The sequence below is a fragment of the Pseudomonas sp. B7 genome, assembly GCF_016735645.1.
Taxonomy (GTDB): domain Bacteria; phylum Pseudomonadota; class Gammaproteobacteria; order Pseudomonadales; family Pseudomonadaceae; genus Aquipseudomonas; species Aquipseudomonas glycinae.
In genome coordinates, this window is record NZ_JAERRE010000007.1 from 193210 (window position 1) to 216913 (window position 23704).

Annotated in this window: 25 protein-coding genes and 1 pseudogene; 9 read left to right on the top strand and 17 right to left on the bottom strand. The window is 61.1% G+C overall.

From position 1 onward, the window contains the following. Positions 1–2: 2 nt before the first annotated feature. From JKA62_RS17295 to exbB, 4 genes are all read right to left on the bottom strand, one after another. The gene (locus JKA62_RS17295; RefSeq protein WP_007954418.1) at positions 3–932 is read right to left on the bottom strand and encodes a hydrogen peroxide-inducible genes activator; all 930 of its coding nucleotides are present in this window, start codon (positions 930–932) and stop codon (positions 3–5) included. 175 nt (positions 933–1107) lie between these two features. Beyond that, entirely contained in the window at positions 1108–1854 is a 747-nt protein-coding gene (locus JKA62_RS17300; protein ID WP_085606139.1) for a TonB family protein, read from the bottom strand. Next, positions 1851–2279 (bottom strand): TonB system transport protein ExbD, encoded by a 429-nt coding sequence (gene exbD, locus JKA62_RS17305; RefSeq protein ID WP_011336565.1) that lies wholly within the window; start codon positions 2277–2279, stop codon positions 1851–1853. The genes JKA62_RS17300 and exbD overlap by 4 nt, the downstream gene beginning before the upstream one ends. Before the next feature lie 6 nt (positions 2280–2285). Continuing rightward, complete coding sequence (gene exbB / locus JKA62_RS17310; RefSeq protein WP_201818778.1) at positions 2286–3239, bottom strand: tonB-system energizer ExbB; 954 nt, start codon at positions 3237–3239, stop codon at positions 2286–2288. 188 nt (positions 3240–3427) lie between these two features. Here exbB and JKA62_RS17315 point away from each other — a divergent pair, with 188 nt between their 5' ends. Then, a complete protein-coding gene (locus tag JKA62_RS17315) occupies positions 3428–4285 on the top strand; it encodes an SDR family oxidoreductase (RefSeq protein WP_201818780.1) in 858 nt (285 codons plus the stop codon). Positions 4286–4348: 63 nt separating this feature from the next. Here JKA62_RS17315 and JKA62_RS17320 read toward each other — a convergent pair whose 3' ends face one another. From JKA62_RS17320 to JKA62_RS17345, 6 genes are all read right to left on the bottom strand, one after another. Beyond that, positions 4349–5089, bottom strand: coding sequence for a hypothetical protein (locus tag JKA62_RS17320; RefSeq protein WP_007954437.1), 741 nt, complete (start codon positions 5087–5089; stop codon positions 4349–4351). Between the two features lie 72 nt (positions 5090–5161). Then, entirely contained in the window at positions 5162–5542 is a 381-nt protein-coding gene (locus JKA62_RS17325) for a RidA family protein (protein ID WP_003229509.1), read from the bottom strand. A gap of 24 nt (positions 5543–5566) precedes the next feature. Continuing rightward, complete coding sequence (gene spoT / locus JKA62_RS17330; RefSeq protein WP_007954439.1) at positions 5567–7672, bottom strand: bifunctional GTP diphosphokinase/guanosine-3',5'-bis pyrophosphate 3'-pyrophosphohydrolase; 2106 nt, start codon at positions 7670–7672, stop codon at positions 5567–5569. 57 nt (positions 7673–7729) lie between these two features. Then, complete coding sequence (rpoZ, locus tag JKA62_RS17335) at positions 7730–7993, bottom strand: DNA-directed RNA polymerase subunit omega (RefSeq protein ID WP_003229503.1); 264 nt, start codon at positions 7991–7993, stop codon at positions 7730–7732. 168 nt (positions 7994–8161) lie between these two features. Beyond that, entirely contained in the window at positions 8162–8782 is a 621-nt protein-coding gene (gene gmk, locus JKA62_RS17340) for a guanylate kinase (RefSeq protein ID WP_011336561.1), read from the bottom strand. Positions 8783–8794: 12 nt separating this feature from the next. Beyond that, positions 8795–9658, bottom strand: a complete 864-nt coding sequence (locus tag JKA62_RS17345; protein ID WP_011336560.1) for a YicC/YloC family endoribonuclease — start codon at positions 9656–9658, stop codon at positions 8795–8797. A 267-nt stretch (positions 9659–9925) separates the two neighbouring features. Here JKA62_RS17345 and rph point away from each other — a divergent pair, with 267 nt between their 5' ends. Then, on the top strand, positions 9926–10648 hold the full coding sequence (gene rph, locus JKA62_RS17350; RefSeq protein ID WP_003229494.1) for a ribonuclease PH: 723 nt from the start codon (positions 9926–9928) through the stop codon (positions 10646–10648). A gap of 29 nt (positions 10649–10677) precedes the next feature. Continuing rightward, a complete protein-coding gene (locus tag JKA62_RS17355) occupies positions 10678–11046 on the top strand; it encodes a DUF4870 domain-containing protein (protein WP_007954441.1) in 369 nt (122 codons plus the stop codon). 63 nt (positions 11047–11109) lie between these two features. On the opposite strand, the gene JKA62_RS17360 is transcribed toward JKA62_RS17355, so the two are convergent. Further along, positions 11110–11889: an exodeoxyribonuclease III gene (locus JKA62_RS17360; protein WP_007920349.1), complete on the bottom strand. Its 780-nt coding sequence runs from the start codon at positions 11887–11889 to the stop codon at positions 11110–11112. Between the two features lie 82 nt (positions 11890–11971). Between JKA62_RS17360 and pyrE the strand changes: the two genes are divergently transcribed. Next, a complete protein-coding gene (gene pyrE, locus JKA62_RS17365; RefSeq protein WP_011336558.1) occupies positions 11972–12616 on the top strand; it encodes an orotate phosphoribosyltransferase in 645 nt (214 codons plus the stop codon). A gap of 71 nt (positions 12617–12687) precedes the next feature. Here the strand turns inward: pyrE and argB are convergent, their stop codons facing one another. The 4 genes and pseudogenes from argB to coaBC form a co-directional block, all read right to left on the bottom strand. Next, on the bottom strand, positions 12688–13593 hold the full coding sequence (gene argB / locus JKA62_RS17370; RefSeq protein ID WP_007954443.1) for an acetylglutamate kinase: 906 nt from the start codon (positions 13591–13593) through the stop codon (positions 12688–12690). Positions 13594–13617: 24 nt separating this feature from the next. Continuing rightward, positions 13618–14994: pseudogene (locus JKA62_RS17375) on the bottom strand (phosphomannomutase/phosphoglucomutase); the annotation flags it as partial. Positions 14995–15255: 261 nt separating this feature from the next. Further along, positions 15256–15711: a dUTP diphosphatase gene (gene dut, locus JKA62_RS17380; protein WP_011336556.1), complete on the bottom strand. Its 456-nt coding sequence runs from the start codon at positions 15709–15711 to the stop codon at positions 15256–15258. A gap of 5 nt (positions 15712–15716) precedes the next feature. Beyond that, positions 15717–16925, bottom strand: a complete 1209-nt coding sequence (gene coaBC / locus JKA62_RS17385) for a bifunctional phosphopantothenoylcysteine decarboxylase/phosphopantothenate--cysteine ligase CoaBC (RefSeq protein ID WP_085606127.1) — start codon at positions 16923–16925, stop codon at positions 15717–15719. 135 nt (positions 16926–17060) lie between these two features. On the opposite strand from coaBC, the gene radC reads away from it, so the two are divergent. Beyond that, entirely contained in the window at positions 17061–17735 is a 675-nt protein-coding gene (radC, locus tag JKA62_RS17390; protein ID WP_011336554.1) for a RadC family protein, read from the top strand. A 36-nt stretch (positions 17736–17771) separates the two neighbouring features. Here the strand turns inward: radC and JKA62_RS17395 are convergent, their stop codons facing one another. Beyond that, entirely contained in the window at positions 17772–19358 is a 1587-nt protein-coding gene (locus JKA62_RS17395; RefSeq protein ID WP_201818782.1) for an ABC transporter substrate-binding protein, read from the bottom strand. A gap of 446 nt (positions 19359–19804) precedes the next feature. Between JKA62_RS17395 and rpmB the strand changes: the two genes are divergently transcribed. Next, the gene (gene rpmB, locus JKA62_RS17400) at positions 19805–20038 is read left to right on the top strand and encodes a 50S ribosomal protein L28 (RefSeq protein WP_003177273.1); all 234 of its coding nucleotides are present in this window, start codon (positions 19805–19807) and stop codon (positions 20036–20038) included. An 11-nt stretch (positions 20039–20049) separates the two neighbouring features. After that, a complete protein-coding gene (rpmG, locus tag JKA62_RS17405; protein ID WP_003177274.1) occupies positions 20050–20205 on the top strand; it encodes a 50S ribosomal protein L33 in 156 nt (51 codons plus the stop codon). A 73-nt stretch (positions 20206–20278) separates the two neighbouring features. On the opposite strand, the gene JKA62_RS17410 is transcribed toward rpmG, so the two are convergent. Beyond that, positions 20279–20641: a cupin domain-containing protein gene (locus JKA62_RS17410; RefSeq protein WP_007954453.1), complete on the bottom strand. Its 363-nt coding sequence runs from the start codon at positions 20639–20641 to the stop codon at positions 20279–20281. Positions 20642–20875: 234 nt separating this feature from the next. Between JKA62_RS17410 and JKA62_RS17415 the strand changes: the two genes are divergently transcribed. Beyond that, positions 20876–22369, top strand: coding sequence for an aldehyde dehydrogenase (locus tag JKA62_RS17415; RefSeq protein ID WP_201818784.1), 1494 nt, complete (start codon positions 20876–20878; stop codon positions 22367–22369). Positions 22370–22553: 184 nt separating this feature from the next. Then, positions 22554–23699: an MFS transporter gene (locus JKA62_RS17420; protein ID WP_201818786.1), complete on the top strand. Its 1146-nt coding sequence runs from the start codon at positions 22554–22556 to the stop codon at positions 23697–23699. Positions 23700–23704 lie beyond the last annotated feature (5 nt).

Below are 23704 nucleotides of genomic sequence, written 5' to 3' on the forward strand. Positions count from 1 at the left end.
ACTTACCCGGCCGTAACCGGCGCGGCAGGCTTGGCGACCGAGCACAGGCGAATGGAGTCGGCGAGGATCTCGATGGCTTTCGGCCGTGGGAAGCTGGCGCGCCAGGCGATGGCCACGGTGCGGAACGGCACTGGTGCCGACAGCGGGCGCACTTCGATCACGCCGGGGGCGTAGTGGTGGCTGTCTACCGCCGACAGCGGCAGGATCGAGATGCCCAGACCGGACGCGACCATGTGACGAATGGTTTCCAGCGAGCTGGATTCGACCGTGGTGTGCTTGGCGCCGTCGTTGCCCTTGGTCAGGGTAGGGCAGGCTTCCAGCACCTGATCGCGGAAGCAGTGGCCTTCACCGAGCAGCAGCAGGCTCTTGTCGTTGAGCAGCGCGGCGTCGATGGATTCTTTCTGCGTCCACGGGTGCTGGGCCGGCATCAGGACGTAGAACGGCTCGTCGTAGAGTTGCAGGGTCAGCACGTCGGCTTCGTTGAACGGCAGGGCGATGATGATCGCGTCGAGCTCGCCGTTGCGCAGTTTGTCGCGCAGCACGTGGGTGAAGTTTTCTTCGATGTACAACGGCATCTGCGGGGCGACCCGGTGCAGTTGCGGAATCAGGTGCGGGAACAGGTACGGGCCGACGGTGTAGATTGCGCCGACTTTCAGTGGGGCGGTCAGCTGGTTCTTGCCGGCCTGGGCCAGCTCGCGGATGCCTTGGGCCTGCTCCAGCACTTTCTGCGCCTGGGCGACGATGCCTTCGCCGACCGGGGTCAGGCGCACGGCGCTTTTGCTGCGCTCGAAAATCAGCACACCGAGTTCGTCTTCAAGCTTTTTCACGCCCACCGACAGGGTCGGCTGGCTGACGTGGCAACGCTCGGCCGCGTGGCCGAAATGCTGCTCTTGGGCGAGGGTAACGATGTAGCGTAATTCTGTGAGAGTCATAGCAAGCGTCCATGAAGATGCGGGCCAAGCATACCGGCTGCAATCGATAGACGCACGTTATCAGACTGAGTGATGAATGCGACACCGGGCAATGCCGGTTTGCCGTGGATGGATAAGCAAAAGGCACCTTTCGGTGCCTTTTTGGCTGAATCAGGCCGAGCTGCGTGAGTGCGAATCAGCGGCGGCGTTCCAGCGAGTACACAAACGGCGCAACGATTTCGATCGCGCCATTGGTCAGCATGTCGGCCGGTGGCTTGGGCAGCGGTTGGGCGCGGCGGATCATTTCCAGGGTGGCCCGGTCCAGATCGGCGTTGCCGGAGCGCCCCACCAGTTCGAACGACAGCACGTTGCCTTCGCCATCGACCACGAAACGCAACCGGTTCAAGCCTTCCTTGCCCCGTGCCTGAGCACTGGCCGGGTACTTCTTGTACTTGGCCAGGTGCGCGAGCAGGGTGCCTTGCCAGCTGGCCTTGGCGGCCAATTGTGCAGGCGACGGGCCCGGTGCAGGCTGGGCGGATTTCTCCGTCGGGGCCTGAGTCGGCTGGGTATCGGCGGGCTTCTCTTCGGACGGTTTCTCCTTCGGCGGATCGGGCAGTTTCTTCTCGATCGGCTTCGGCGGTTTTGGTTTCGGCTTAGGCTTCGGTTTCTGCACCGCGATCTCGGCTTTTGGCGCTTCAGCCAGTTTCGGGATCGGCAGTTCTTCAACCGGAGCCGGTGGCTGCGGTGGCGTGACGACTTTCGGCGGTGCGGGCGGTGGCGGGGCCGGAACCGGTGCCAGCTCGACCATCATTGCCTGCGGCGGCAATTCGATGGGCGGGCGGGCGGTCCAGTTCAGCGCCAGCGCGATGGCCAGCGCGTGAACACCCAGCACCACGGCCAGGCTACCGCTGTAACGCGTCAGCTTATGGCGCGTCGTGATCATTTCTTGACTGCGCTCTCAAGTCCGACCAGGCCGACCTTCAGGTAACCGGCGGCGCGCAGGTTATCCATCACGCTCATCAGGTCGCCGTAATCCACGCCTTTGTCGGCCTGGAAGAAGATCGTCGTGTCTTTCTTGCCCTGGGTCTTGGCGTCGAGTGCGGCGCCGAGGGTTTCGGCTTTCACTTCGTCATCGCCCAGGAACAGGCGCTGGTCAGCCTTCACGCTGAGGAACACCGGTTTCTCCGGCCGCGGTGCCGGTTTGGCGGTCGAGGCAGGCAGGTCAACCTTGATGTCCACGGTGGCCAGCGGCGCGGCCACCATGAAGATGATCAACAGCACCAGCATCACGTCGATGAACGGCGTGACGTTGATTTCGTGGTTCTCGGCCAGATCGTCGTCTGCGCCTTCTTTCAAATGCAGGCCCATGGCCGATTACCCCACTTTCACCATGTGCGGATGCGAGCTGCTGCGCTCAGGCTGGTGGTCGAGGTCGCGGCTGACCAGCAGCAGCACCTGAGCCGACGCATCGGACACCTGAGCCTTGTAACCGGCGATGGAGCGGGCAAAGACGTTGTAGATGACCACGGCAGGAATCGCGGCCACCAGACCCAGTGCGGTAGCCAGCAGCGCTTCAGCGATACCCGGTGCTACGACGGCAAGGTTGGTGGTCTGGGTTTTGGCGATGCCGATGAAGCTGTTCATGATGCCCCACACGGTACCGAACAGGCCGACGAACGGTGCGGTGGAACCGATGGTGGCGAGGACGCCGGTGCCGCTGCTCATGTTGCGGCCACAGGCTGCGACCAGGCGCTCGAGGCGGAAGCTTACGCGCTCCTTGATGCCTTCTTTTTCGCGGGCGTTGGTCGACAGGCGCATTTCTTCCAGCGCGTCGTGCACCAGCAGGTTGGCGAGGGTGCCTTCCTTCGCGGCGGTGGCGCTGGCTTCTTTGAGGGTGGCGGCTTTTTTCAGGGCGGCGATCTCGCCACGCAGGCGGCGTTTGGCGCCCATCAGCTCGAAGCCCTTGGCGATCCAGATGGTCCAGGTGATGATCGAGGCGATGGCCAGGCCGATCATCACGGCTTTAACGATCACGTCGGCGTTCTGGTACATACCCCATGGCGACAGATCGTGGGCCATGCCCAGAGTGTTGTCGGCTTCGAGGGCTTCCGGTGCGTCGGCGGCGCTGGCGTCTACGGCCTGCACCGGGTCGGTCGCGGCAGGTGCGGCGGCCGGAGCGCTTTGCTCGGTGGCGGCTGGCGCGGCCGGGGCTTGTGCGTCAGCGAAGGCGGCGACTGGCGCCAGCATCAGGCTGAGCAGCAGGGCAGCCACGGCGCTCCAGGCGCGAGGTCGGTTGGTTGGCGAAGCGGAGTTTTGAATGCGTGTCATGCTGGCCGGACCTGAGATAGAAAAACGGTAATGCTCTTCCAGGCCTCGTGAGGCCGAGAACAAAAGTGGCGTGCATTATTGCAAGTAATTCTTGTTAACAGAAGTAATAGAGTTGCTTTTTTTCCTTCATTGCTAGCCGCTCGTCCCTTGTCGAGGCTAGTCTGTCGCTTTCCGATGGGAGATTTTTGATGTCCGCGCCTTCTGTTTTGATCGCCGGTTGCGGTGATGTCGGCAGCCGTCTGGCCACGCAATTGCTGGCTGCCGGCTTCCAGGTCTATGGCCTGCGCCGTGATATTTCGCGTTTGCCGGACGGCGTTATCGGTGTCGCCGGTGACTTGTTCAATGAAGATTGCCCCGAGACCTGGCCGGTGGGCGCTATCGATTACCTGGTGTATAGCGCGGCGGCCACCGATCACGATGAGGCCGGTTATCGCGCGGCGTATGTGCAGGGTTTGCAGCATGTGCTGGGTTGGCTGAACGATTACGGTCAGGAGCCTGAGCGGCTGCTGTTCGTTTCCAGCAGCAGTGTTTACGGGCAGCAGAACGGCGAATGGGTCGATGAAAAATCCGAAACCGTCGCTGCGGGTTATTCCGGTCGGGTGATGCTGGAGGCCGAGCAGGTTGCGCTCAACAGCGGCATTCCCGCGAGCATCGTGCGCCTGACCGGCATTTACGGCCCCGGCCGTGAGTGGTTGCTGACCCAGGTGCGTCGGGGTTATCGCGTGGCGGTCGATCCGCCGCTGTATGGCAATCGCATCCATGCCGATGACGCGGCGGGGTTGATGGCGTTCTTGCTGCAGGCGGATCGCAAGGGCGTGACGCTGGATGACATCTATATCGGCGTGGACGATGCGCCGGCGCCGCTGGCCGAAGTGGTGGCATGGCTGCGTGAGTATTTGAGTGTCACCGAGTGGTCGGAAGACGAGAGCGTGCGTCGCACCGGCAGCAAGCGTTGCAGCAATGCCCGGGCGAAGGCGCTGGGTTGGGTGCCGAAGTATCCGAGTTATCGCGAAGGGTATGCCGCGATTCTTGAGGGGCGCTGCTGATCTTCGGGCGTAAAAAAGGCGGGAGCAAATGCTTGCCCCCGCCTTTTTTGTCTCAGGCGCCGATCACTGCTTCTCGAGCAACCACTTGCGTTCGCCCGGGGTGAACTGCGGTTGTTCGTCCGCCAATGCCGTGTTCACGGCCTGCAGGATTTCCAGCTCTTTGCCCTTGCGCACAAAGATCCAGTTGTTGCCCTGACCGTTCTGCTGCAACCACATGCTGTCGTTGCCGCTGCTCATCGATGCGCAATCGCCTGCGAGGCACAGCGCATAGCGGTCGGCACCCGGTAGACCGGAGACTTGACCGTCCGCCTGGAACTGCACGGTGGCGCCTTCGCCCTGTCCGCTGGTGATCGTCCAGTTGCCGCCCAGATAAGCGGAATACAGCGCGCGTTCGAAGCTGGCGCCGATCGGTGCGCCTTCCGGCACCGGAATCTGTGCCCGGTCGAAGACCTGTTCCGGTTCATTTTCGTTGGCGGCTTGTTGCAGTTGGCCACCGTCGCGTTTCAGCTCGCTGGCGGAACTGCCATAGAAATCGACTTTCCAGGCACCGGACTGTTCGCCGAGCAAGCGACCTTCGACGTTTTCGAAACCGTTGGTGTAGCGGGCCTGACCGGCCTTGGTGTTGACGTCCCACTCCAGGTTCGGGCCGTAAGCCTGAAGCGCTTCGCGCAGGGGGCCGCCCTTGGCAGCGGCATCGATGGCGACCTGATTGATCCAGGTGCCGCTGATGTCACGGTCGGCAGGGTTGCTGGCGCAACCGCCGAGGAAAATGGCGAGCAGCGAGAGAGCAAGCGCTTTGCGCATGGTGGAATCCTTTCAAAACCTTTTCTTTACCGCAGAGCAGTCGGCGCGGCGTCTGAGGCCGCGCCGTGCGCATTACTCGATGACCAGAATGGCATCCATTTCAACCTGCGAACCCTTTGGCAGGGCTGCCACACCGATGGCGGCGCGCGCCGGGTACGGCTGGTCGAAGTACTTGCCCATGATCTCGTTGACCTTGGCGAAGTGGCTCAGGTCGGTGAGGAAGATGTTCAGCTTGACGATGTCCTTGAACGAACCACCGGCGGCTTCTGCCACGGCTTTCAGGTTCTCGAACACCTGGACTGTCTGGGCTTCGAAGCCTTCGACCAGTTCCATGGTTTTTGGATCGAGGGGAATCTGACCCGACATGTAAACGGTGTTACCGGCCTTGATCGCCTGGGAGTAAGTACCGATGGCGGCCGGGGCCTTGTCGCTGGTGATAACGGTTTTGGTCATGAATGACTCCTTGTAATGGGGTGGTTATGCACGCATGCGGGTGATGCGGATCACCCCGGTCAGGGCGCGCAGTTTCTTGATCACGCGGGCCAGGTGCACACGGTCGTGGACGCTGACCACCAGTTGGACAACGCTGATGCGGCCATCGCGTTCGTCCATGCTGATTTTCTCGATATTGCCGTCGGCTGCGTTGACGCTGCTGGCTAGCAGGGCGATCAGGCCGCGCTGGTGTTCCAGCTCGACGCGCAGTTCGACGTTGAATTCGCCGGTGACATCCTTGGCCCACGAGAGCTGGATGCATTTTTCCGGGTTGTGACGGATTTCGCTGATGTTGCGGCAGTTGTCCAGGTGCACGACCATGCCTTTGCCTGCCGACAGGTGACCGACAATCGGGTCGCCCGGGATCGGTGTGCAACATTTGGCGTAGCTGAGGACCAGACCTTCGGTGCCGCGAATCGCCAGCGGGCCTTCCGGGCTTGGCAGTTGCTCGCCTTCGCCGAGCAGGCGGCGCGCCACGACGTAGGCCATGCGATTGCCGAGGCCTATGTCTTCGAGCAGGTCTTCGATCAGTTCGAGGCGGTACTCGGTGAGCATCGCCTTCACGCGTTCGGCCGGAATCTGTTCCAGCGCGCTGTCGAAGCCGTTGAGCACCTTGTTCAGCAGGCGTTCGCCGAGGCTGATGGATTCGGAGCGGCGCTGCAGTTTCAGCGCATGGCGGATGTGTGTGCGCGCCTTGCCGGTGACCACGAAGTTGAGCCACGCCGGGTTCGGCCGTGCGCCGGGGGCGCTGACGATCTCGACCGTGGAGCCGCTTTGCAGCGGTTCGGACAGCGGCGCGAGACGACGGTTGATCCGACAGGCGATGCAGCTGTTGCCGACGTCGGTGTGCACCGCGTAGGCAAAGTCGACCGCCGTGGAGCCTTTGGGCAGCTCCATGATCCGGCCTTTGGGCGTGAACACGTAGACCTCGTCCGGGAACAGGTCGATCTTCACGCTCTCGATGAATTCCAGCGAGTTGCCGGCGCGTTGCTGCATTTCCAGCACGCCCTTGACCCACTGACGGGCGCGGGCGTGAGTGCCTTTCGGCTGCTCGTCGCCGCTGGACTTGTACAGCCAATGGGCGGCGATGCCGTTGTTGGCCATCTCTTCCATTTCGCGGGTGCGGATCTGGATTTCGATCGGTACGCCGTGCATGCCGAACAGCGTGGTATGCAGCGACTGATAGCCGTTGGCCTTGGGGATCGCGATGTAATCCTTGAAGCGTCCCGGCAACGGTTTGTACAAATTATGTACAGCACCCAGCACGCGGTAGCAGGTATCGACCTTGTCGACGATGATCCGGAACGCATAGACGTCCATGATCTCGTTGAAGGCCCGACGCTTGCCGCGCATTTTCTTGTAGATGCCGTAGAGGTGTTTCTGGCGACCGCTGACTTCACCCTGGATGCCGTCGATGGCGAGGCAGTGGCCGAGGGATTCTTCGATCTTGTTGACGATTTCCTTGCGGTTGCCCCGGGCGCGCTTGACGGCCTGGTAGATCCGCGCGGAACGCATCGGGTGCATCGCCTTGAAGCCGAGGTCTTCGAATTCGATGCGGATCGCGTGCATGCCCAGCCGGTTGGCGATAGGGGCGTAGATCTCGAGGGTTTCCTTGGCGATGCGCCGGCGTTTCTCGCCGGACAGCACTTCCAGCGTGCGCATGTTGTGCAGGCGGTCGGCGAGCTTGACCAGGATCACGCGAATGTCGCGTGCCATCGCCATCGCCATCTTCTGGAAGTTTTCAGCCTGGGCTTCGGCCTTGGTCTCGAAGTTCATCTGGGTCAGTTTGCTGACCCCGTCGACCAGTTCGGCCACGGTTTCACCGAACTGCGCTTGCAGCGCTTCCTTGGCGATACCGGTGTCTTCGATCACGTCATGCAGCATCGCAGCCATCAGGCTCTGATGGTCCATGTGCATGTCGGCAAGAATATTCGCCACGGCAAGAGGATGCGTGACGTACGCCTCGCCGCTGCGGCGGCGTTGGCCGTCGTGGGCTTGTTCGGCGTAGAAATACGCTCGGCGGACCAGGTTGACCTGGTCGTTGCCGAGGTAGGTCGATAAGCGATCGGCGAGGGCGTCTATGCTCGGCATGATGTCTCCTGCCGTAGGCTGTGATCCCGCGCCGTGCTACGTCGACCAGGCATAGGCTTAGACGGCCTCGTTGGACTCGTCCTCGAACGCAGCGAAGACCGGGTCTTCGTGGACGATTTCCTGCTCGGCGATGAACTCGTAGCTCATCAGGCCTTCAGCGATTTCACGCAGCGCCACTACGGTCGGTTTGTCGTTTTCCCACTGAACCAGGGGCTCTTTGCCGCCGGTGGCCAGTTGACGGGCACGCTTGGTAGAGAGCATGACCAGCTCAAAGCGGTTTTCCACGTGTTCTAGGCAGTCTTCAACGGTTACGCGGGCCATGGTATTCCTCGGAGCGAATGCAATATGCGCGCTGCCCGGTTGGGCGAGCGGACTCAACAGTTTAAAAAATCACCAGCGATTAGGGAAGCGCTGATTTTTTGACCAGACTCTTCAACGCGCTGCAAGTGCCAATGTAAAGCCCTTGCAGCGGTTTTGGGAAGTGCTGTTTCAGCCCAGCAATTCAGCCAGCAATTTGCCGAAACGCACTTGCTGACGTTTCTGTTGCAACTGATTGGCGCGGAAAATCGCCTTCAGATCGTCCAGCGCATGGGCGAAATCGTCGTTGATGATCAGGTAGTCGTACTCGACGTAGTGGCTCATTTCGCTGACCGCTTCACGCATCCGGCCATCGATGATCTCGTCGCTGTCCTGGCCACGGTTGGTCAGGCGCTGGTGCAGGGCCTGCAGTGATGGCGGCAGGATGAAGATCGAACGGGCCTGCGGCATCAGCTTGCGCACTTGCTCGGCGCCTTGCCAGTCGATTTCCAGAATCAGGTCGTGGCCTTCGTCCAGGGTCTGCTGCAGGCGGCTTTGCGAGGTGCCGTAGAAGTTGCCGAAGACTTCGGCGCGTTCCAGAAAATCGCCGTGCTCGCCCATTTTCACGAACTCTTCGCGGGTCACGAAGTGATAGTTCACGCCGTCCACTTCACCCGGGCGCATGGCGCGGGTGGTGTGGGAAATCGAGACGCGAATGTCCGGATTGGTGTCGGTCAGGGCCTTGACCAGACTGCTCTTGCCCGCACCCGAAGGGGCGGAAATGATGTACAGGGTGCCGGTGCTGTGGGTCATGTCGGGGTAGCCTTACTCAATATTCTGCACTTGTTCGCGCATCTGCTCGATCAACACCTTGAGGTTGACCGCTGCCTGTGTGCTGCGCGGGTCGAAGGCCTTGGAGCCCAGTGTGTTGGCTTCGCGGTTGAGCTCTTGCATCAGGAAGTCCAGGCGCCGGCCGGCGGCCCCGCCGGATTTCAGCACCCGGCGAACTTCAATGATGTGGGTGCTCAGGCGATCCAGTTCTTCGGCCACGTCGCTCTTCTGCGCGAGGATGACCATTTCCTGTTCCAGGCGCTGCGGGTCCAGTTCGGCCTTCATGTCGGCAAAGCGGTCGAGGACTTTCTGACGCTGGGTGGCGAGCATCTGCGGAACCAGTTCTCGCAGGGTCACCACATCTTCCTCGATGGAGGTCAGGCGATCATTGATCAGGCGGGCAAGCTCCGCGCCTTCGCGCTCGCGGCCGGCCTTGAGGTCTTTCAGAGCCTGATTGAACAAGGCCAGCGCCTCGGCGTTCAGCGCCTGCGGGTCGGTGGCGTCGGCGACCAGTACGCCTGGCCAGGCCAACACTTCCAACGGGTTCAGCGCCGCCGGATTCTTGATCAGGCCGGCAACCGTTTCGGCCGCGGCGACCAGTTGCGCGGCGCGTTCGCGATCCACCTGCAACGGCTTGCCGGTGCTTTCCTCGGTGAAGCGCAGGGTGCATTCCAGTTTGCCGCGAGACAGGCCCTGGCGGAGGGCTTCGCGGACGGCGCCTTCGAGGTCGCGGAACGACTCAGGCAGGCGCAGGTGGGGTTCCAGGTAGCGGCTGTTGACCGAGCGCAGTTCCCAGCTCAGGGTGCCCTGAACGCCGGCTTTTTCGACGCGGGCGAAGGCGGTCATGCTGTGCACCATGGGGTGACCTCGCGATACAGATCGGCGCGAATTGAAGCTCCGCAGCTCGATATCAATGAATTTAAGCTGACTGGCAGCAAAGGCGCAGGATTGTAGCGCAGTGCGGCAGATGCGCCCAAACACACGGTGTGACAAACGGCTGCAGGCCGTCGGCAAAGCGCGTTTCAGGGCCTTCGGTCGTCGGCCGGATTTTTTAACGAGTGCCCAGGCGCGGTGCACAGCTCTATAATGCTCCGCAGTTTTCCGTCCCCAGTACAGGTATCTCCTATGAAACGTCCAAGTGGTCGCGCTGCCGATCAGCTCCGCTCGATCCGCATTACCCGCAACTACACCAAACACGCCGAGGGATCGGTACTGGTCGAATTCGGTGATACCAAAGTCATCTGCACCGTCAGCGTCGAGAACGGCGTGCCGCGTTTCCTCAAAGGCCAGGGCCAGGGTTGGCTGACCGCCGAATACGGCATGCTGCCGCGCGCCACCGGCGAGCGTAACCAGCGTGAAGCGAGCCGCGGCAAGCAGGGCGGCCGTACCCTGGAAATCCAGCGCCTGATCGGTCGTTCCCTGCGCGCCGCGCTGGACATGTCCAAGCTGGGCGACGTCACCCTGTACGTCGACTGCGACGTGATCCAGGCTGACGGTGGCACCCGCACGGCGTCGATCACCGGCGCCATGGTTGCGCTGGTCGATGCACTGAAAGTGATCAAGAAGCGCGGCGGCCTGAAAGGCGGCGACCCGCTCAAGCAAATGATCGGTGCTGTTTCCGTGGGCATGTACCAGGGCGAGCCGGTGCTGGATCTGGACTATCTTGAAGACTCCGCCGCCGAGACCGACCTCAACGTGGTAATGACCAGCACCGGTGGTTTCATCGAAGTGCAGGGCACTGCCGAAGGCGCGCCGTTCCAGCCTGAAGAGCTGAACGCGATGCTGGAACTGGCGAAGAAAGGCATGAACGAAATCTTCGAACTGCAAAAGGCTGCACTGGCCGACTGAGCAGGTTCGTAACCCGCAAGGAGGACGCGATGAGTGATGAGCAAGAGTTGCTGCCCAAGCCGAGCCAGGAGGTTCGCCAATGGGCCATGTTTTGTCACTTGTCCGCCTTGCTGGGGATCTGGATTCCGTTCGGCACGCTGATCGGGCCGCTGGTCCTGTGGCAGATGAAACGCGAGACCGATCCGTTCATCGACGCCCAGGGCAAGGAAGCGTTGAATTTCCAGATCACCGTGGCGATCGCTTCGATGATCTGCTTCGTGCTGATGCTGTTGCTTATCGGGTTCGTGCTGTTTGGCCTGCTGGCCATCGCGGCGCTGGTGTTGACAATTATCGGTGGGGTTAAAGCCAACGAGGGTTTCCCTTACCGCTATCCGTTCACCTGGCGGTTGATCAAATAACGAACGATCGCCCACAAAAAAACCGACAATGATGTCGGTTTTTTTGTGTCTGCGAAAGGCCGCTCAGATGGTCAGCGTCCAGTCGTAGTCGACGATCAGCGGTGCATGCTGCGAGAACCGTGGCTGACGTGGCAGGCGTGCGCTGCGCACGAAGCGCCGCAGTCCCGGAGTCAGGATCTGGTAGTCGAAGCGCCAGCCCAGATTCAACATCTCGGCCTGTTCGTTGTCCGGCCACCAGCTGTACTGGTCGCCTTCGCGGCTGACTTCGCGCAGGGCATCTACGTAGCCCATGTTGCCGACAATCTCGTCCATCCAGGCGCGCTCCGGCGCCAGGAAGCCCGGGGATTGCTGGCTGTCGCGCCAGTTCTTGATGTCGAGCTTCTGCTGCGCGACGTACAGCGAGCCACAATAAATGTACTCGCGACGTTTGCGCCGCTGTTTGTCCAGGTACTTGCCGAAGTCGTCCATGAGCTTGAACTTCTGGTTCAAGTCCTCATCGCCGTTCATCCCCGAAGGAAGCAGCAAGGTGGCAATACTGACTTTGTCGAAATCTGCTTGCAGGTAGCGCCCGTAGCGGTCGGCCGTCTCGAAACCGAGACCGCTGATGACAGCCTTCGGTTGCAACCGCGAATACAAAGCCACGCCGCCTTGGGCAGGGACTTCAGCATCGCAGGCATAAAGGAAGTAGCCGTCCAGTTGGAAGGCTGGGTCATCCAGTTCAAAGGCGGAGGCACGGGTGTCCTGCAGGCAGATGACGTCGGCATTCTGTGCTTGCAGCCAACTGAGCAAACCGCGCTCGACTGCAGCCTGAATACCATTGACGTTCACACTGATGATCCGCATAAATGGCCCCAAAAATCGCGTGCGTGTATGATACACGGCGTCAAGCTAATTAGCTAAATCCGTGGTATTTGGGGTTTTTTTCATGCAAGCGTATCAGCGCGATTTCATTCGTTTTGCCATCGATCGCGGCGTTTTGCGCTTCGGTGAGTTCACCCTGAAGTCCGGGCGTACCAGTCCTTACTTCTTCAATGCGGGCCTGTTCAACTCGGGTTCCGCGCTGGCGCAGCTGGGTCGTTTCTACGCCGCAGCCATCGCCGAGAGCGGCATTCCGTTCGACGTGCTGTTCGGCCCGGCCTATAAAGGCATCCCGCTGGCGGCAACCACTGCCGTGGCACTGGCCGAACACCACAACCGTGACTTGCCATGGTGCTTCAACCGCAAGGAAGCCAAGGCCCACGGCGAGGGTGGCAGCCTGGTCGGCGCACCGCTGACCGGCGACGTGCTGATCATCGACGACGTGATCACCGCCGGCACCGCGATCCGTGAAGTGATGCAGATCATCGCTTCCCAGGACGGCGCCAAGGCCGCCGGCGTGCTGATCGCCCTGAACCGTCAGGAGCGCGGCAACGGCGAGCTGTCGGCAATCCAGGAAGTCGAGCGTGATTTTGGCATCCCGGTCATCAGCATCGTGTCGCTGAACCAGGTACTGGAATTCCTGGCAGACGACCCGCAACTCAAGCAGCACCTGCCAGCCGTTGAAGCCTATCGCGCCCAGTTCGGCGTCTGATCGCTTCTTCAAGGGCAAAAAAAGACCCCGCTCAGCCAGGCTGAGCGGGGTCTTCTTGTTTGCGCTATCGCTTACGGACGCTTGCGATTGCTGATCAGCGTACCCACACCGGTGTCGGTGAAGATTTCCAGCAGGATCGCGTTCGGTACGCGGCCGTCGATGATAAGCGAGCTGCCCACACCGCCCTGAACCGCTTCCAGCGCGCAACGGATCTTCGGCAGCATGCCGCCGTAGATGGTGCCGTCGGCGATCAGGTCGTCGACCTGCTGGGTGCTCAGGCCGGTCAGCACGGTGCCCGACTTGTCCATCAGGCCGGCGATGTTGGTCAGCAGCATCAGCTTCTCGGCTTTCAGCGCTTCAGCAACCTTGCCGGCCACCAGGTCCGCGTTGATGTTGTACGACTCGCCGTTTTCACCCACGCCGATCGGTGCGATCACCGGGATGAAATTGCCTTTGACCAGCAGGTTCAGCAGTTCGGTGTTGATCCCGACCACTTCGCCCACATGGCCGATGTCGATGATTTCCGGCTGGGTCATCTCCGGGGTCTGGCGGGTGACGGTGAGCTTCTTCGCGCGAATCAGCCCGGCGTCTTTACCGGTCAGGCCGATGGCGCTGCCGCCGTGACGGTTGATCAGGTTGACGATGCTTTTGTTGACCTGACCGCCGAGGACCATTTCCACCACGTCCATGGTCGCGGCGTCGGTGACGCGCATGCCATCGACGAAATGGCTTTCAATCGACAGGCGCTTGAGCAGATCACCGATCTGCGGGCCACCCCCGTGCACCACTACCGGGTTGATGCCCACGGCCTTCATCAGCACGATGTCGCGGGCGAAGCCGGTTTTCAGCTCCTCGCTTTCCATCGCGTTGCCGCCGTATTTGATCACCAGGGTCTTGCCGACGTATCGGCGGATATAAGGCAGCGCTTCGGACAGGACCTTGGCAGTGTTGGCGGCGGCATCGCGTTCGAGGGTCATTCAGGGCTCCGGGTGAATCAGCAATCAGAACGGTAGTTGGAGATCAGGTGCAACGCGTTTCAGTTGGGCATGGAACACAGCCTTGATGCGCTGCAGTTCAGCCTCGTCATCGGCCTCGAAACGCAGCACCAGCACCGGTGTGGTGTTGGATGCGCGCACCAGGCCCCAGCCTTTGGCGTAGTCGACCCGCACGCCGTCAATGGTGGTCAGGTCGGCGCCTGGGCCCCACTGCGCATCGTGCAGTGCATCAATGATGCTGAATTTGCTCTCTTCGGTCACATGGATATTGATTTCCGGCGTGGAAATATCGTTCGGGAAGGTCGCGAACAGCTCCTCGGCCGAAGATTTTTCCTTGCTGAGGATTTCCAGCAGCCGTGCGGCGCTGTAAATGCCGTCGTCGAAACCGAACCAGCGTTCCTTGAAGAAAATGTGCCCGCTCATTTCGCCGGCCAGCAGTGCGCCGGACTGTTTCATTTTCTTTTTGATCAACGAGTGACCGGTCTTCCACATTAGCGGCCGACCGCCATATTCCTTGATCAGCGGGATCAGGCGACGGGTGCATTTGACGTCGAAGATGATTTCCGCGTCCGGGTTGCGCGCCACCACGTCACGGGCGAACAGCATCAGCAGGCGATCCGGGAACACGATGGTGCCGGTGTTGGTCACCACGCCGACGCGGTCGCCGTCGCCGTCGAAGGCCAGGCCGATGTCGGCGTTGGTTTCCTTGACCTTGGCGATCAGGTCGACGAGGTTCTCAGGCTTGCCCGGGTCCGGGTGATGGTTCGGGAAGTTGCCGTCGACTTCGCAGAACAGCGGGATGACTTCGCAGTTCAGCGCTTCGATCAGTTGCGGGGCGATCACGCCGGCTGCGCCGTTGCCGCAGTCGACCACGACTTTCAGGCGGCGGGCCAGTTTGATGTCCTGGACGATTTCAGTGGTGTAGCGGTCGAGGATCTCGACCTGGGTCACGCTGCCCGTGCCGCTGCTCAGATTACCGGTCTTGATGCGTTCATGCAGGACCTGAATCTGTTCGTTGGCGAGGGTGTCGCCGGCGATAACGATCTTGAAGCCGTTGTAGTTCGACGGGTTGTGGCTGCCGGTGAGCATCACGCCGGATTTGCCGGCCAGCACGTTGGCGGCATAGTACAGCGCCGGCGTCGGCACCAGGCCGACGTCGCTGACATGGCAACCGCTTTCGGCGATGCCGCGGATCAGTTCGGCAACCAGTTCCGGACCGGACAGACGGCCGTCACGGCCGACGGACACGTTCGGTTCGCCCTGGGCCAGGCTCTGGGAGCCGATGGCGCGGCCGATCCAGTAGGCGGTTTCGCCATTGAGGAATTCCGGCACGGTGCCGCGAATGTCATAGGCGCGGAAGATGCTGTCGGGAAGCTTCGGGGCGACTTGGGCGGGGGTGCTCATCTGCGAAAATGCTCCATCTCGAAAGTGGCTGGACACACCGACGACTATTCGACGGCAAGTTCAAACTGAAGGGTATGACGGCGGTTTTCACAGAGAGTTCGTGGTGTGAAAGGGCCATGACGCCTTGTCCGGCGTGGTGTTGGCCTGCCAATGCGTTGATTTTCAGCGCTAAACCTTGCAGATGACATTTTGAAGTTCGTGGCGGGGAATGCCTCCTCGCCACGACGGGTTTTCAGCCGATCACTTGGTGCCGGAATGGCCGAAACCACCCGTGCCGCGCTCGGTCTCGACGAACTCTTCAACCATTTCGAAGTGCGCCTGCACCACGGGTACCAGTACCAGTTGAGCCAGGCGCTCGCCGACCGGCATGGTGAATTCGGTCTGGCCACGGTTCCAGCAGGACACCATCAACGGGCCCTGGTAGTCGGAGTCGATCAGGCCGACGAGGTTGCCCAGCACGATGCCGTGCTTATGGCCCATGCCCGAACGCGGCAGGATCAACGCGGCGAGGTTCGGATCGCCGATATAGACCGACAGACCGGTAGGGATCAGCACGGTTTCACCCGGCTTGATCACGATGTCCTCTTGCAGCATGGCGCGCAGGTCGAGGCCGGCGGAGCCCGGTGTGGCGTATTGCGGCAGCGGGAATTCGGTACCGATGCGTGGGTCGAGGATCTTGGCTTGCAAAGCGTGCATGTAAATTAAACCTGGTTCAGACGTTCGGCGATAAAAGTGACCAGTTGGCGAGCGATCTTGCTCTTGCTGGTCTGGGCGAAAACCGTGGCGTGCAGCGCACGGTCGATGACGCTGCAGGCGTTTTCTTCGCTGTTGAAACCGATGCTCGGGTTGGCGACGTCGTTGGCGACGATCAGATCGAGATTCTTGTCCTTCAGCTTGCGCGCAGCGTAGTCGAGCAGGTGTTCGGTCTCGGCGGCGAAGCCGACACTGAACGGACGGTCGGGACGGGTCGCGATGGTGGCCAGGATGTCCGGGTTACGCACCATTTGCAGGACGAAGCCGTCGCCGCTCGTAGGGTCTTTCTTCAATTTTTGCGGGGCGACGACTTCCGGACGGTAGTCCGCAACTGCCGCCGAGGCGATAAAGATGTCGCAAGGGATCGCGGCTTCACACGCGGCGAGCATGTCGCGGGCGCTGACCACGTCGATGCGGGTGACGCGATCCGGCGTCGGCAAATGCACCGGGCCGCTGATCAGCGTGACGCGGGCGCCGGCTTCCACCGCCGCTTCCGCCAGGGCGAAACCCATTTTGCCGGAGCTGTGGTTGGTGATGTAGCGCACCGGGTCGATGTTTTCCTGGGTCGGGCCGGCGGTGATCACTACGTGTTTGCCGGTCAACGCCTGACGCTGGAAGCAGTCCGCCGCGAGCTGGGCCAGGTCGGTGGCTTCCATCATGCGGCCCATGCCGACGTCGCCGCAGGCCTGGCTGCCGGAGGCCGGGCCGAAGGTCTTCAGGCCGCGACTTTCAAGGAGTTGCAGGTTGGCCTGGGTCGCCGGGTCGCGCCACATGGCCTGGTTCATGGCCGGAGCGACCGCGACGATAGCATCGGTGGCCAGCACCAGCGTGGTCAGCAGGTCGTTGGCAATGCCTTGGGCCAGACGGGCCAACAAGTCGGCGGTCGCCGGGGCGATCAGCACCAAATCGGCCCATTTGGCCAGTTCGATGTGGCCCATTGCGGCTTCAGCAGCCGGGTCGAGCAAGTCCAGGTGAACCGGGTGGCCGGACAGGGCCTGCATGGTCAGCGGGGTGATGAATTCGCTGCCGCCGCGGGTCATGACCACGCGCACTTCGGCGCCCTGGTCGATCAGGCGGCGCACAAGGTCGGCGCTCTTGTAGGCAGCAATGCCGCCGCCGACGCCCAGAACGATGCGTTTCCGATACAGCCGCTGCATAGGTCTGCCTTTCATTTCGTTGGTGACATACGTGGCGAAACCCCCTCCCCAGAGTGAATTCGCCCGCAAAAAAGATGGGCTACGATATCACAGCGACCGCTACGGAACAGCGGCGCCCACAGACAAGGAATGTGTATGAGTATTCGCGATTGGCCGGCGGCGGAAAGGCCGCGGGAAAGGTTGTTGGAACAGGGCTCTGCGAGCCTTTCGGATGCGGAACTGCTGGCGATTTTTCTGCGAACCGGCGTGCCGGGGAAAAGTGCAGTTGATCTGGCGCGGCACTTGTTGAATCAGTTTGGCAGCTTGAGATTGTTGCTTGAGGCCGATCAGGAAGCATTCAGCAAGCAATTGGGTCTCGGCCCTGCAAAGTTCGCCCAGCTGCAAGCTGCTCAAGAAATGAGCAAGCGACATCTGGCCGAGCGTTCACGGCAAAAAACAGCGCTTGAAAACCCACAAGTGGTTCGTGATTACCTCAAAGTCATGCTGCGCCACGAGCCGCACGAGGTATTTGGTTGCTTGTTTCTGGATTCCAAGCATCAAGTGCTCACCTTCGAGGCTCTGTTTCGCGGCTCGATCGACAACACCGCCGTGCATCCCCGGGAAGTCGTGAAGCGTTCCCTGGCCAACAACGCGGCAGCGGTGATCCTGTGTCATAACCATCCGTCGGGAAACAGCGATCCGAGTCAGGCTGATCGATTATTGACCAAGCGTTTGCAGAAGGCTTTGGAGCTGATCGATGTGCGGGTGCTCGACCACTTCATCGTTGGCGATGGGGAACCGTTATCGATGGCGGAGTGTGGCTGGATGTAGCTTGCAGCGACTGTAGTCGCTGCAAGCCGGGGCGGATTACTTGAGGGTGACCTTGGAGTAGTCCTGCCGCCCGAACGGGCTCACCGAGTAACCCTGCACGTCTTTACGCGTCAGCGCATACGCAGTCGGATGCGCCAGCGGCAGCCACAAGGCCTGCTGCTGGATCTGCGCCTGTGCCTGTTCGTACAGTTTGGTACGTACGCCTTGTTCGCTGGTGGTCTTGCCGGCGCTGATCAGCTTGTCCAGGTCGGCATTGCAATAGCGGGCGAAGTTGGTGCCGGATTTGACCGCCGCGCAGGAAAACTGCGGGGTGAGGAAGTTGTCCGGGTCGCCGTTGTCGCCGGCCCAGCCCATGAACAGCAGGTCATGTTCGCCAGCCTTGGCGCGACGGATCAGTTCGCCCCATTCGATCACGCGGATTTCCGCCTGAATGCCGATTTCTGCCAGATCCGATTGCAGCAGTTGTGCGCCGAGGCTCGGATTCGGATTGAGCAGGCTGCCGGACGGGCGCGTCCAGATGGTGGTCTGGAAACCGTCCTTCAATCCAGCCTTGGCGAGCAGTGCCTTGGCCTTGTCCACGTCGTGGGCGTAACCCGGCAGGTTTTTCGCGTAGCTCCAGGTATTCGGCGGATACGGACCGTTGGCGGCTTCGGCGGTGTCTTCGAATACAGCCTTGAGGTAGTTGGCCTTGTCGAAGGCGAGGTTGATCGCCTGGCGCACTTCCGGTTTATCCAGTGGTGGATGCTGGCTGTTGATGCCGACGAAGGCGGTCATGAACGCGTCAGTCTTTTCGACTTTCAGCGTCGGCTCCTGCTTCGCGGCCTGTACGTCCAATGGTTTTGGCGACAGGGCGATCTGGCACTCGTTGCGCCGCAGTTTTTGCAGGCGCACGTTGGCGTCCGGGGTGATGGCGAAGATCAGCGGGTCCACTGCCGGTTTGCCGCGGAAGTAGTCCGGGTTGGCCTTGTAGCGGATCGAGGCGTCTTTCTGGAAGCGGGTGAACACGAACGGGCCAGTGCCGACCGGTTGGCTGTTGAGCTTATCGGTCGCGCCAGCCTTCAGCAGCTTGTCGGCGTATTCAGCAGAATAAATGGAGGCGAATCCCATGCTCAGGGTGGCCAGAAATGTCGAGTCCGGGTGGTCGAGAGTGAAACGTACGGTCAGCGGATCCAGTGCGTCGATCTTCTTGATCAGGCTCGGCAACTGCATCGACTGGGCGTGCGGGAAGCCGCTCTGGGCGACCTTGTGCCACGGGTTGGCCGGGTCGAGCATGCGGTCGAAGCTGAATTTGACGTCTTCGGCGGTCAGTTCGCGGGTCGGCTTGAAGTAGTCGGTGGTGTGGAACTTCACCTGCGGGTGCAGTTTGAACACATAGCTCAGGCCATCGGTGCTGACTTCCCAGCTGTCGGCCAGGCTCGGGACGACCTTGCCGCTGGCGGTGTCGAAGTCCACCAGCCGATTCATCAGCACGTCGGCCGAGGCGTTGGTGGTGGTCAACGAGTTGTACTGCACCACGTCGAAGCCTTCGGGACTGGCCTCGGTGCAGACGCTCAAGGCGGCGGCCTGGGCCAGTGGACTCAGTAACAGCGGGGCGAAGAGCAGGGGGAGGGCAGCGAGGCGCATGGTCGGCTTCCTTTACAGATCGAAGGCCCATCTGCAAGTGCAGTCTGGAAAAAGCCTACCCTAGTGGTCGCGATTGCAAATGACTATCCCCTTTTTGCATTTTCGGGACTGTGCGGCTGAGGATTTGTCGGAAGAGGCGATGGGAAAAGTCTCGATCGCGGGTATGATCGGTTTTCTTCGACGAATGGTAAAAATTGCCGGCAGCCTTTGCCCAAAGCGCTTTCAGCCGGAAAAAGCGGCTTTTTAGCCATTCTTTCCACACGGAAAGTTGTTGCTCCGTGGTCTTTCTGGTATAAAGCAGCGCTCTTTTCTAGGGGCCCGGTTCCTTCGCTTGTAGGTGTAGCCGGTAAGACCTCTAAAGAATCGCGGCGCCTGGCGCCACAATGACTAGAGATTAAGCGGCCAACCCATGCCGGGTTGGGCATGTGGTTTTAGAGGGCTGAGGCATGTCTAGAGTATGTCAAGTTACCGGTAAGGGTCCGGTGACTGGGAACAACATTTCCCACGCAAACAACAAAACCCGTCGTCGTTTCCTGCCGAACCTGCAGCATCACCGCTTCTGGGTTGAAGAAGAGAAACGTTTCGTACGCCTGCGCGTTTCCGCCAAAGGCATGCGTATCATCGACAAGCGTGGCATCAGCGTTGTGCTGGCCGAGCTGCGTCGCGACGGCAAGGTTTAAGGGAGCTAATCATGCGTGAATTGATTCGTTTGATCTCGAGCGCCGGTACTGGTCACTTCTACACTACCGACAAGAACAAGCGTACTACCCCGGACAAAATCGAGATCAAGAAATATGATCCGGTTGTTCGCAAGCACGTGATCTACAAGGAAGGCAAAATCAAGTAATTGATTTTTCCCGACTTACGAAAAAGGCCCGTATCTCACGATACGGGCCTTTTTTGTTGCCTGGCGAAAGGCCTCAGGCCTTCTGTTCGAAGATCACATAGACCTTGCGGCAGGCTTCCAGCACTTCCCAGGTGCCACGGAAACCGGCCGGAATCACGAAGCGATCACCGACGCGCAGGGTCTTGGCATTGCCTTCGCCGTCACGCAGCACCGAAACGCCTTGCAGGATCTCGCAGTATTCGTGCTCGGTGTAGTTCACCGTCCACTGCCCGACCGCACCTTCCCACACGCCGACGCCCATCTGCCCGCAAGGGCTGTCGTACTGATTGAACACCGCTTGTTCGGGATCGCCCTTGAGCACTTTGGCCGGGTCCGGGCGATAGCGTTCGGCTTCGGTTGTGGTCAGGCTGATGTCGACGACGTTCTGGATGTTCATTGTTGTTTTCTCCCGTAATGACGGCGCGATGGCGTGAAAGGGCCAAAGTCTATGTTGATTAAATTGAACGCCGCAAGGCCGTATGGCGAGCTTATGTCAAATATATTGAAACAACCCCGGCCGCTGGTTTAGGGTGGCGGATGCCTTGGGCCGAAAGCAGGCTGGCCGGGCAGTATTCCTGAGGACGACCGCGACGATCGCGGCGCTCGTATTGAACAAGAGGAGGACACTCGAATGACCACCCTGACTCGTGCCGACTGGGAACAACGCGCCCGCGACCTGAAGATCGAAGGCCGCGCCTACCTCAATGGCGAGTACACCGATGCCGTCTCCGGCGAGACCTTCGAGTGCATCAGCCCGGTCGATGGCCGTCTGCTGGGCAAGATTGCCAGCTGTGACGCCGACGACGCCCAGCGCGCCGTGGAAAACGCCCGCGCCACCTTCAATTCCGGCGTGTGGTCACGCCTGGCACCGACCAAACGCAAAGCCACCATGATCCGTTTCGCCGGCCTGCTCAAGCAGCACGCCGAGGAACTGGCCCTGCTCGAAACCCTCGACATGGGCAAGCCGATCAGCGATTCGCTGTACATCGACGTGCCGGGCGCTGCGCAAGCCCTGAGCTGGAGCGGTGAGGCGATCGACAAGATCTACGATGAAGTCGCCGCCACCCCGCACGACCAACTGGGTCTGGTAACCCGCGAACCAGTGGGCGTGGTTGGCGCCATCGTGCCGTGGAACTTCCCGCTGATGATGGCCTGCTGGAAACTCGGCCCGGCCCTGTCGACCGGTAACTCGGTGATCCTCAAACCGTCGGAAAAATCCCCGCTGACCGCCATCCGCATCGCCGAACTGGCGGTCGAGGCCGGCATCCCGAAAGGCGTGCTGAACGTGCTGCCGGGCTACGGCCACACCGTCGGCAAGGCGCTCGCGCTGCATAACGACGTCGATACCCTGGTGTTCACCGGCTCCACCAAGATCGCCAAGCAGCTGATGATCTACTCCGGCGAATCGAACATGAAGCGCGTCTGGCTGGAAGCCGGCGGCAAGAGCCCGAACATCGTGTTTGCCGATGCACCGGACCTGCAGGCCGCCGCCGAATCCGCCGCCAGCGCCATCGCCTTCAACCAGGGCGAAGTCTGCACCGCAGGTTCGCGTCTGCTGGTCGAGCGTTCGATCAAGGACAAATTCCTGCCGATGGTGATCGAGGCGCTGAAAACCTGGAAACCCGGCAACCCGCTGGATCCGGCCACCAACGTTGGCGCGCTGGTCGACACCCAGCAGATGAACACCGTGCTGTCCTACATCGAGTCGGGCCACTCCGATGGCGCCAAATTGGTGGCCGGCGGCAAGCGCATTCTTCAGGAAACCGGTGGCACCTACGTCGAGCCGACGATTTTCGACGGCGTGAGCAATGCGATGAAGATTGCCCAGGAAGAAATCTTCGGCCCGGTGCTGTCGGTCATTGCGTTCGATACCGCCGAGGAAGCGATCAACATCGCCAACGACACGCCTTACGGCCTGGCGGCAGCGGTGTGGACTCAGGACATTTCCAAGGCGCACCTGACAGCCAAGGCCCTGCGGGCCGGCAGCGTGTGGGTCAACCAGTACGATGGCGGCGACATGACCGCACCGTTCGGCGGCTTCAAGCAGTCGGGCAACGGCCGTGACAAGTCGCTGCACGCGTTCGACAAATACACCGAGCTGAAGGCGACCTGGATCAAGCTGTAAATCGCTGAGGGAGCCTGCCGATGCGGGCTCCCGAACGATACAAAGATCCCTGTGGGAGCGAGCGTGCTCGCGAAAGCGGTGTATCAGTCAGCACATTTGCTGAATGTGAAACCGTTATCGCGAGCAAGCTCGCTCCCACAGTCTTTTGTGGTGCACATAAAAATTATCCACAGGAGCGTGGAACATGCGTTGGGCGACGTATTTCGCCGTGTTGGCGTCTGTCTTGAGTGTTGGCCTGGCCCTTGGGGTCAGCATGCCGCTGGTGTCGTTGCGCCTGGAGAGCTGGGGCTACGGCTCGTTCGCCATTGGCGTGATGGCGGCGATGCCGGCCATTGGCGTGTTGCTGGGGGCGAAGGTTTCCAGTCATCTGGCCGCGCGCTTCGGCACCGCGAACCTGATGCGCCTGTGCCTGTGGGCCGGGGCGTTGTCCATCGGGTTGCTGGCGCTGCTGCCGAGCTATCCGGTCTGGCTGGTGCTGCGGCTGATGATCGGGGTGGCCCTGACCATCGTGTTCATTCTCGGCGAGAGCTGGATCAATCAACTGGTGGTCGAGCACTGGCGCGGGCGATTGGTCGCGCTGTATGGCAGCAGTTATGCGCTGAGCCAACTGTCTGGTCCGTTGCTGTTGGGCGCACTCGGCACCGATCACGATTACGGTTTCTGGGTGGGTGTCGCTCTGCTGATCGCTTCGCCGTTTCTGCTGCTGGGCCGCAGCGGCGCGCCAAGCAGCGAGGCCAGCAGCGTGACCTTCGGCGATCTGTGGGGCTTCGCTCGCGAGCTGCCGGCCATCGCCTGGGCGGTGTCGCTGTTCGCCGCATTCGAAGCAATGATCCTGACGCTGTTGCCGGTGTATTGCCTGCAACAGGGCTTCACCGCTGAAATCGCGCTGGCGATGGTCAGCACCGTGGTGGTGGGCGATGCGCTGCTGCAATTGCCCATCGGTGCGCTGGCCGATTATCTGTCACGGCGAACCCTGTTTACCGGTTGCGCCGTGGTATTGATGTTGTCGAGTCTGGCGATTCCGATGCTGCTCGACACCTTGCTGATCTGGCCGTTGTGGGTGCTGTTCGGCGCCAGTGCGGGTGGCCTGTTCACCCTGTCGCTGATTTTGATTGGCGAGCGCTACCGCGACGATGCGCTGGTGCGCGCCAACGCGCACGTCGCGCAGCTGTGGGGCGTCGGTTGTCTGATCGGGCCGTTGATGGCGGGGGCTGGCAGTCAGTGGATCAGCGGGCATGCATTGCCGTGGCTGATGGCGGCCGGGGCGTTCGGGCTGGTGATACTGCTGTCGCGGCAAGGGGCGTTCGGCAAGGTGCCGGAGCCCGCTTGATAAGC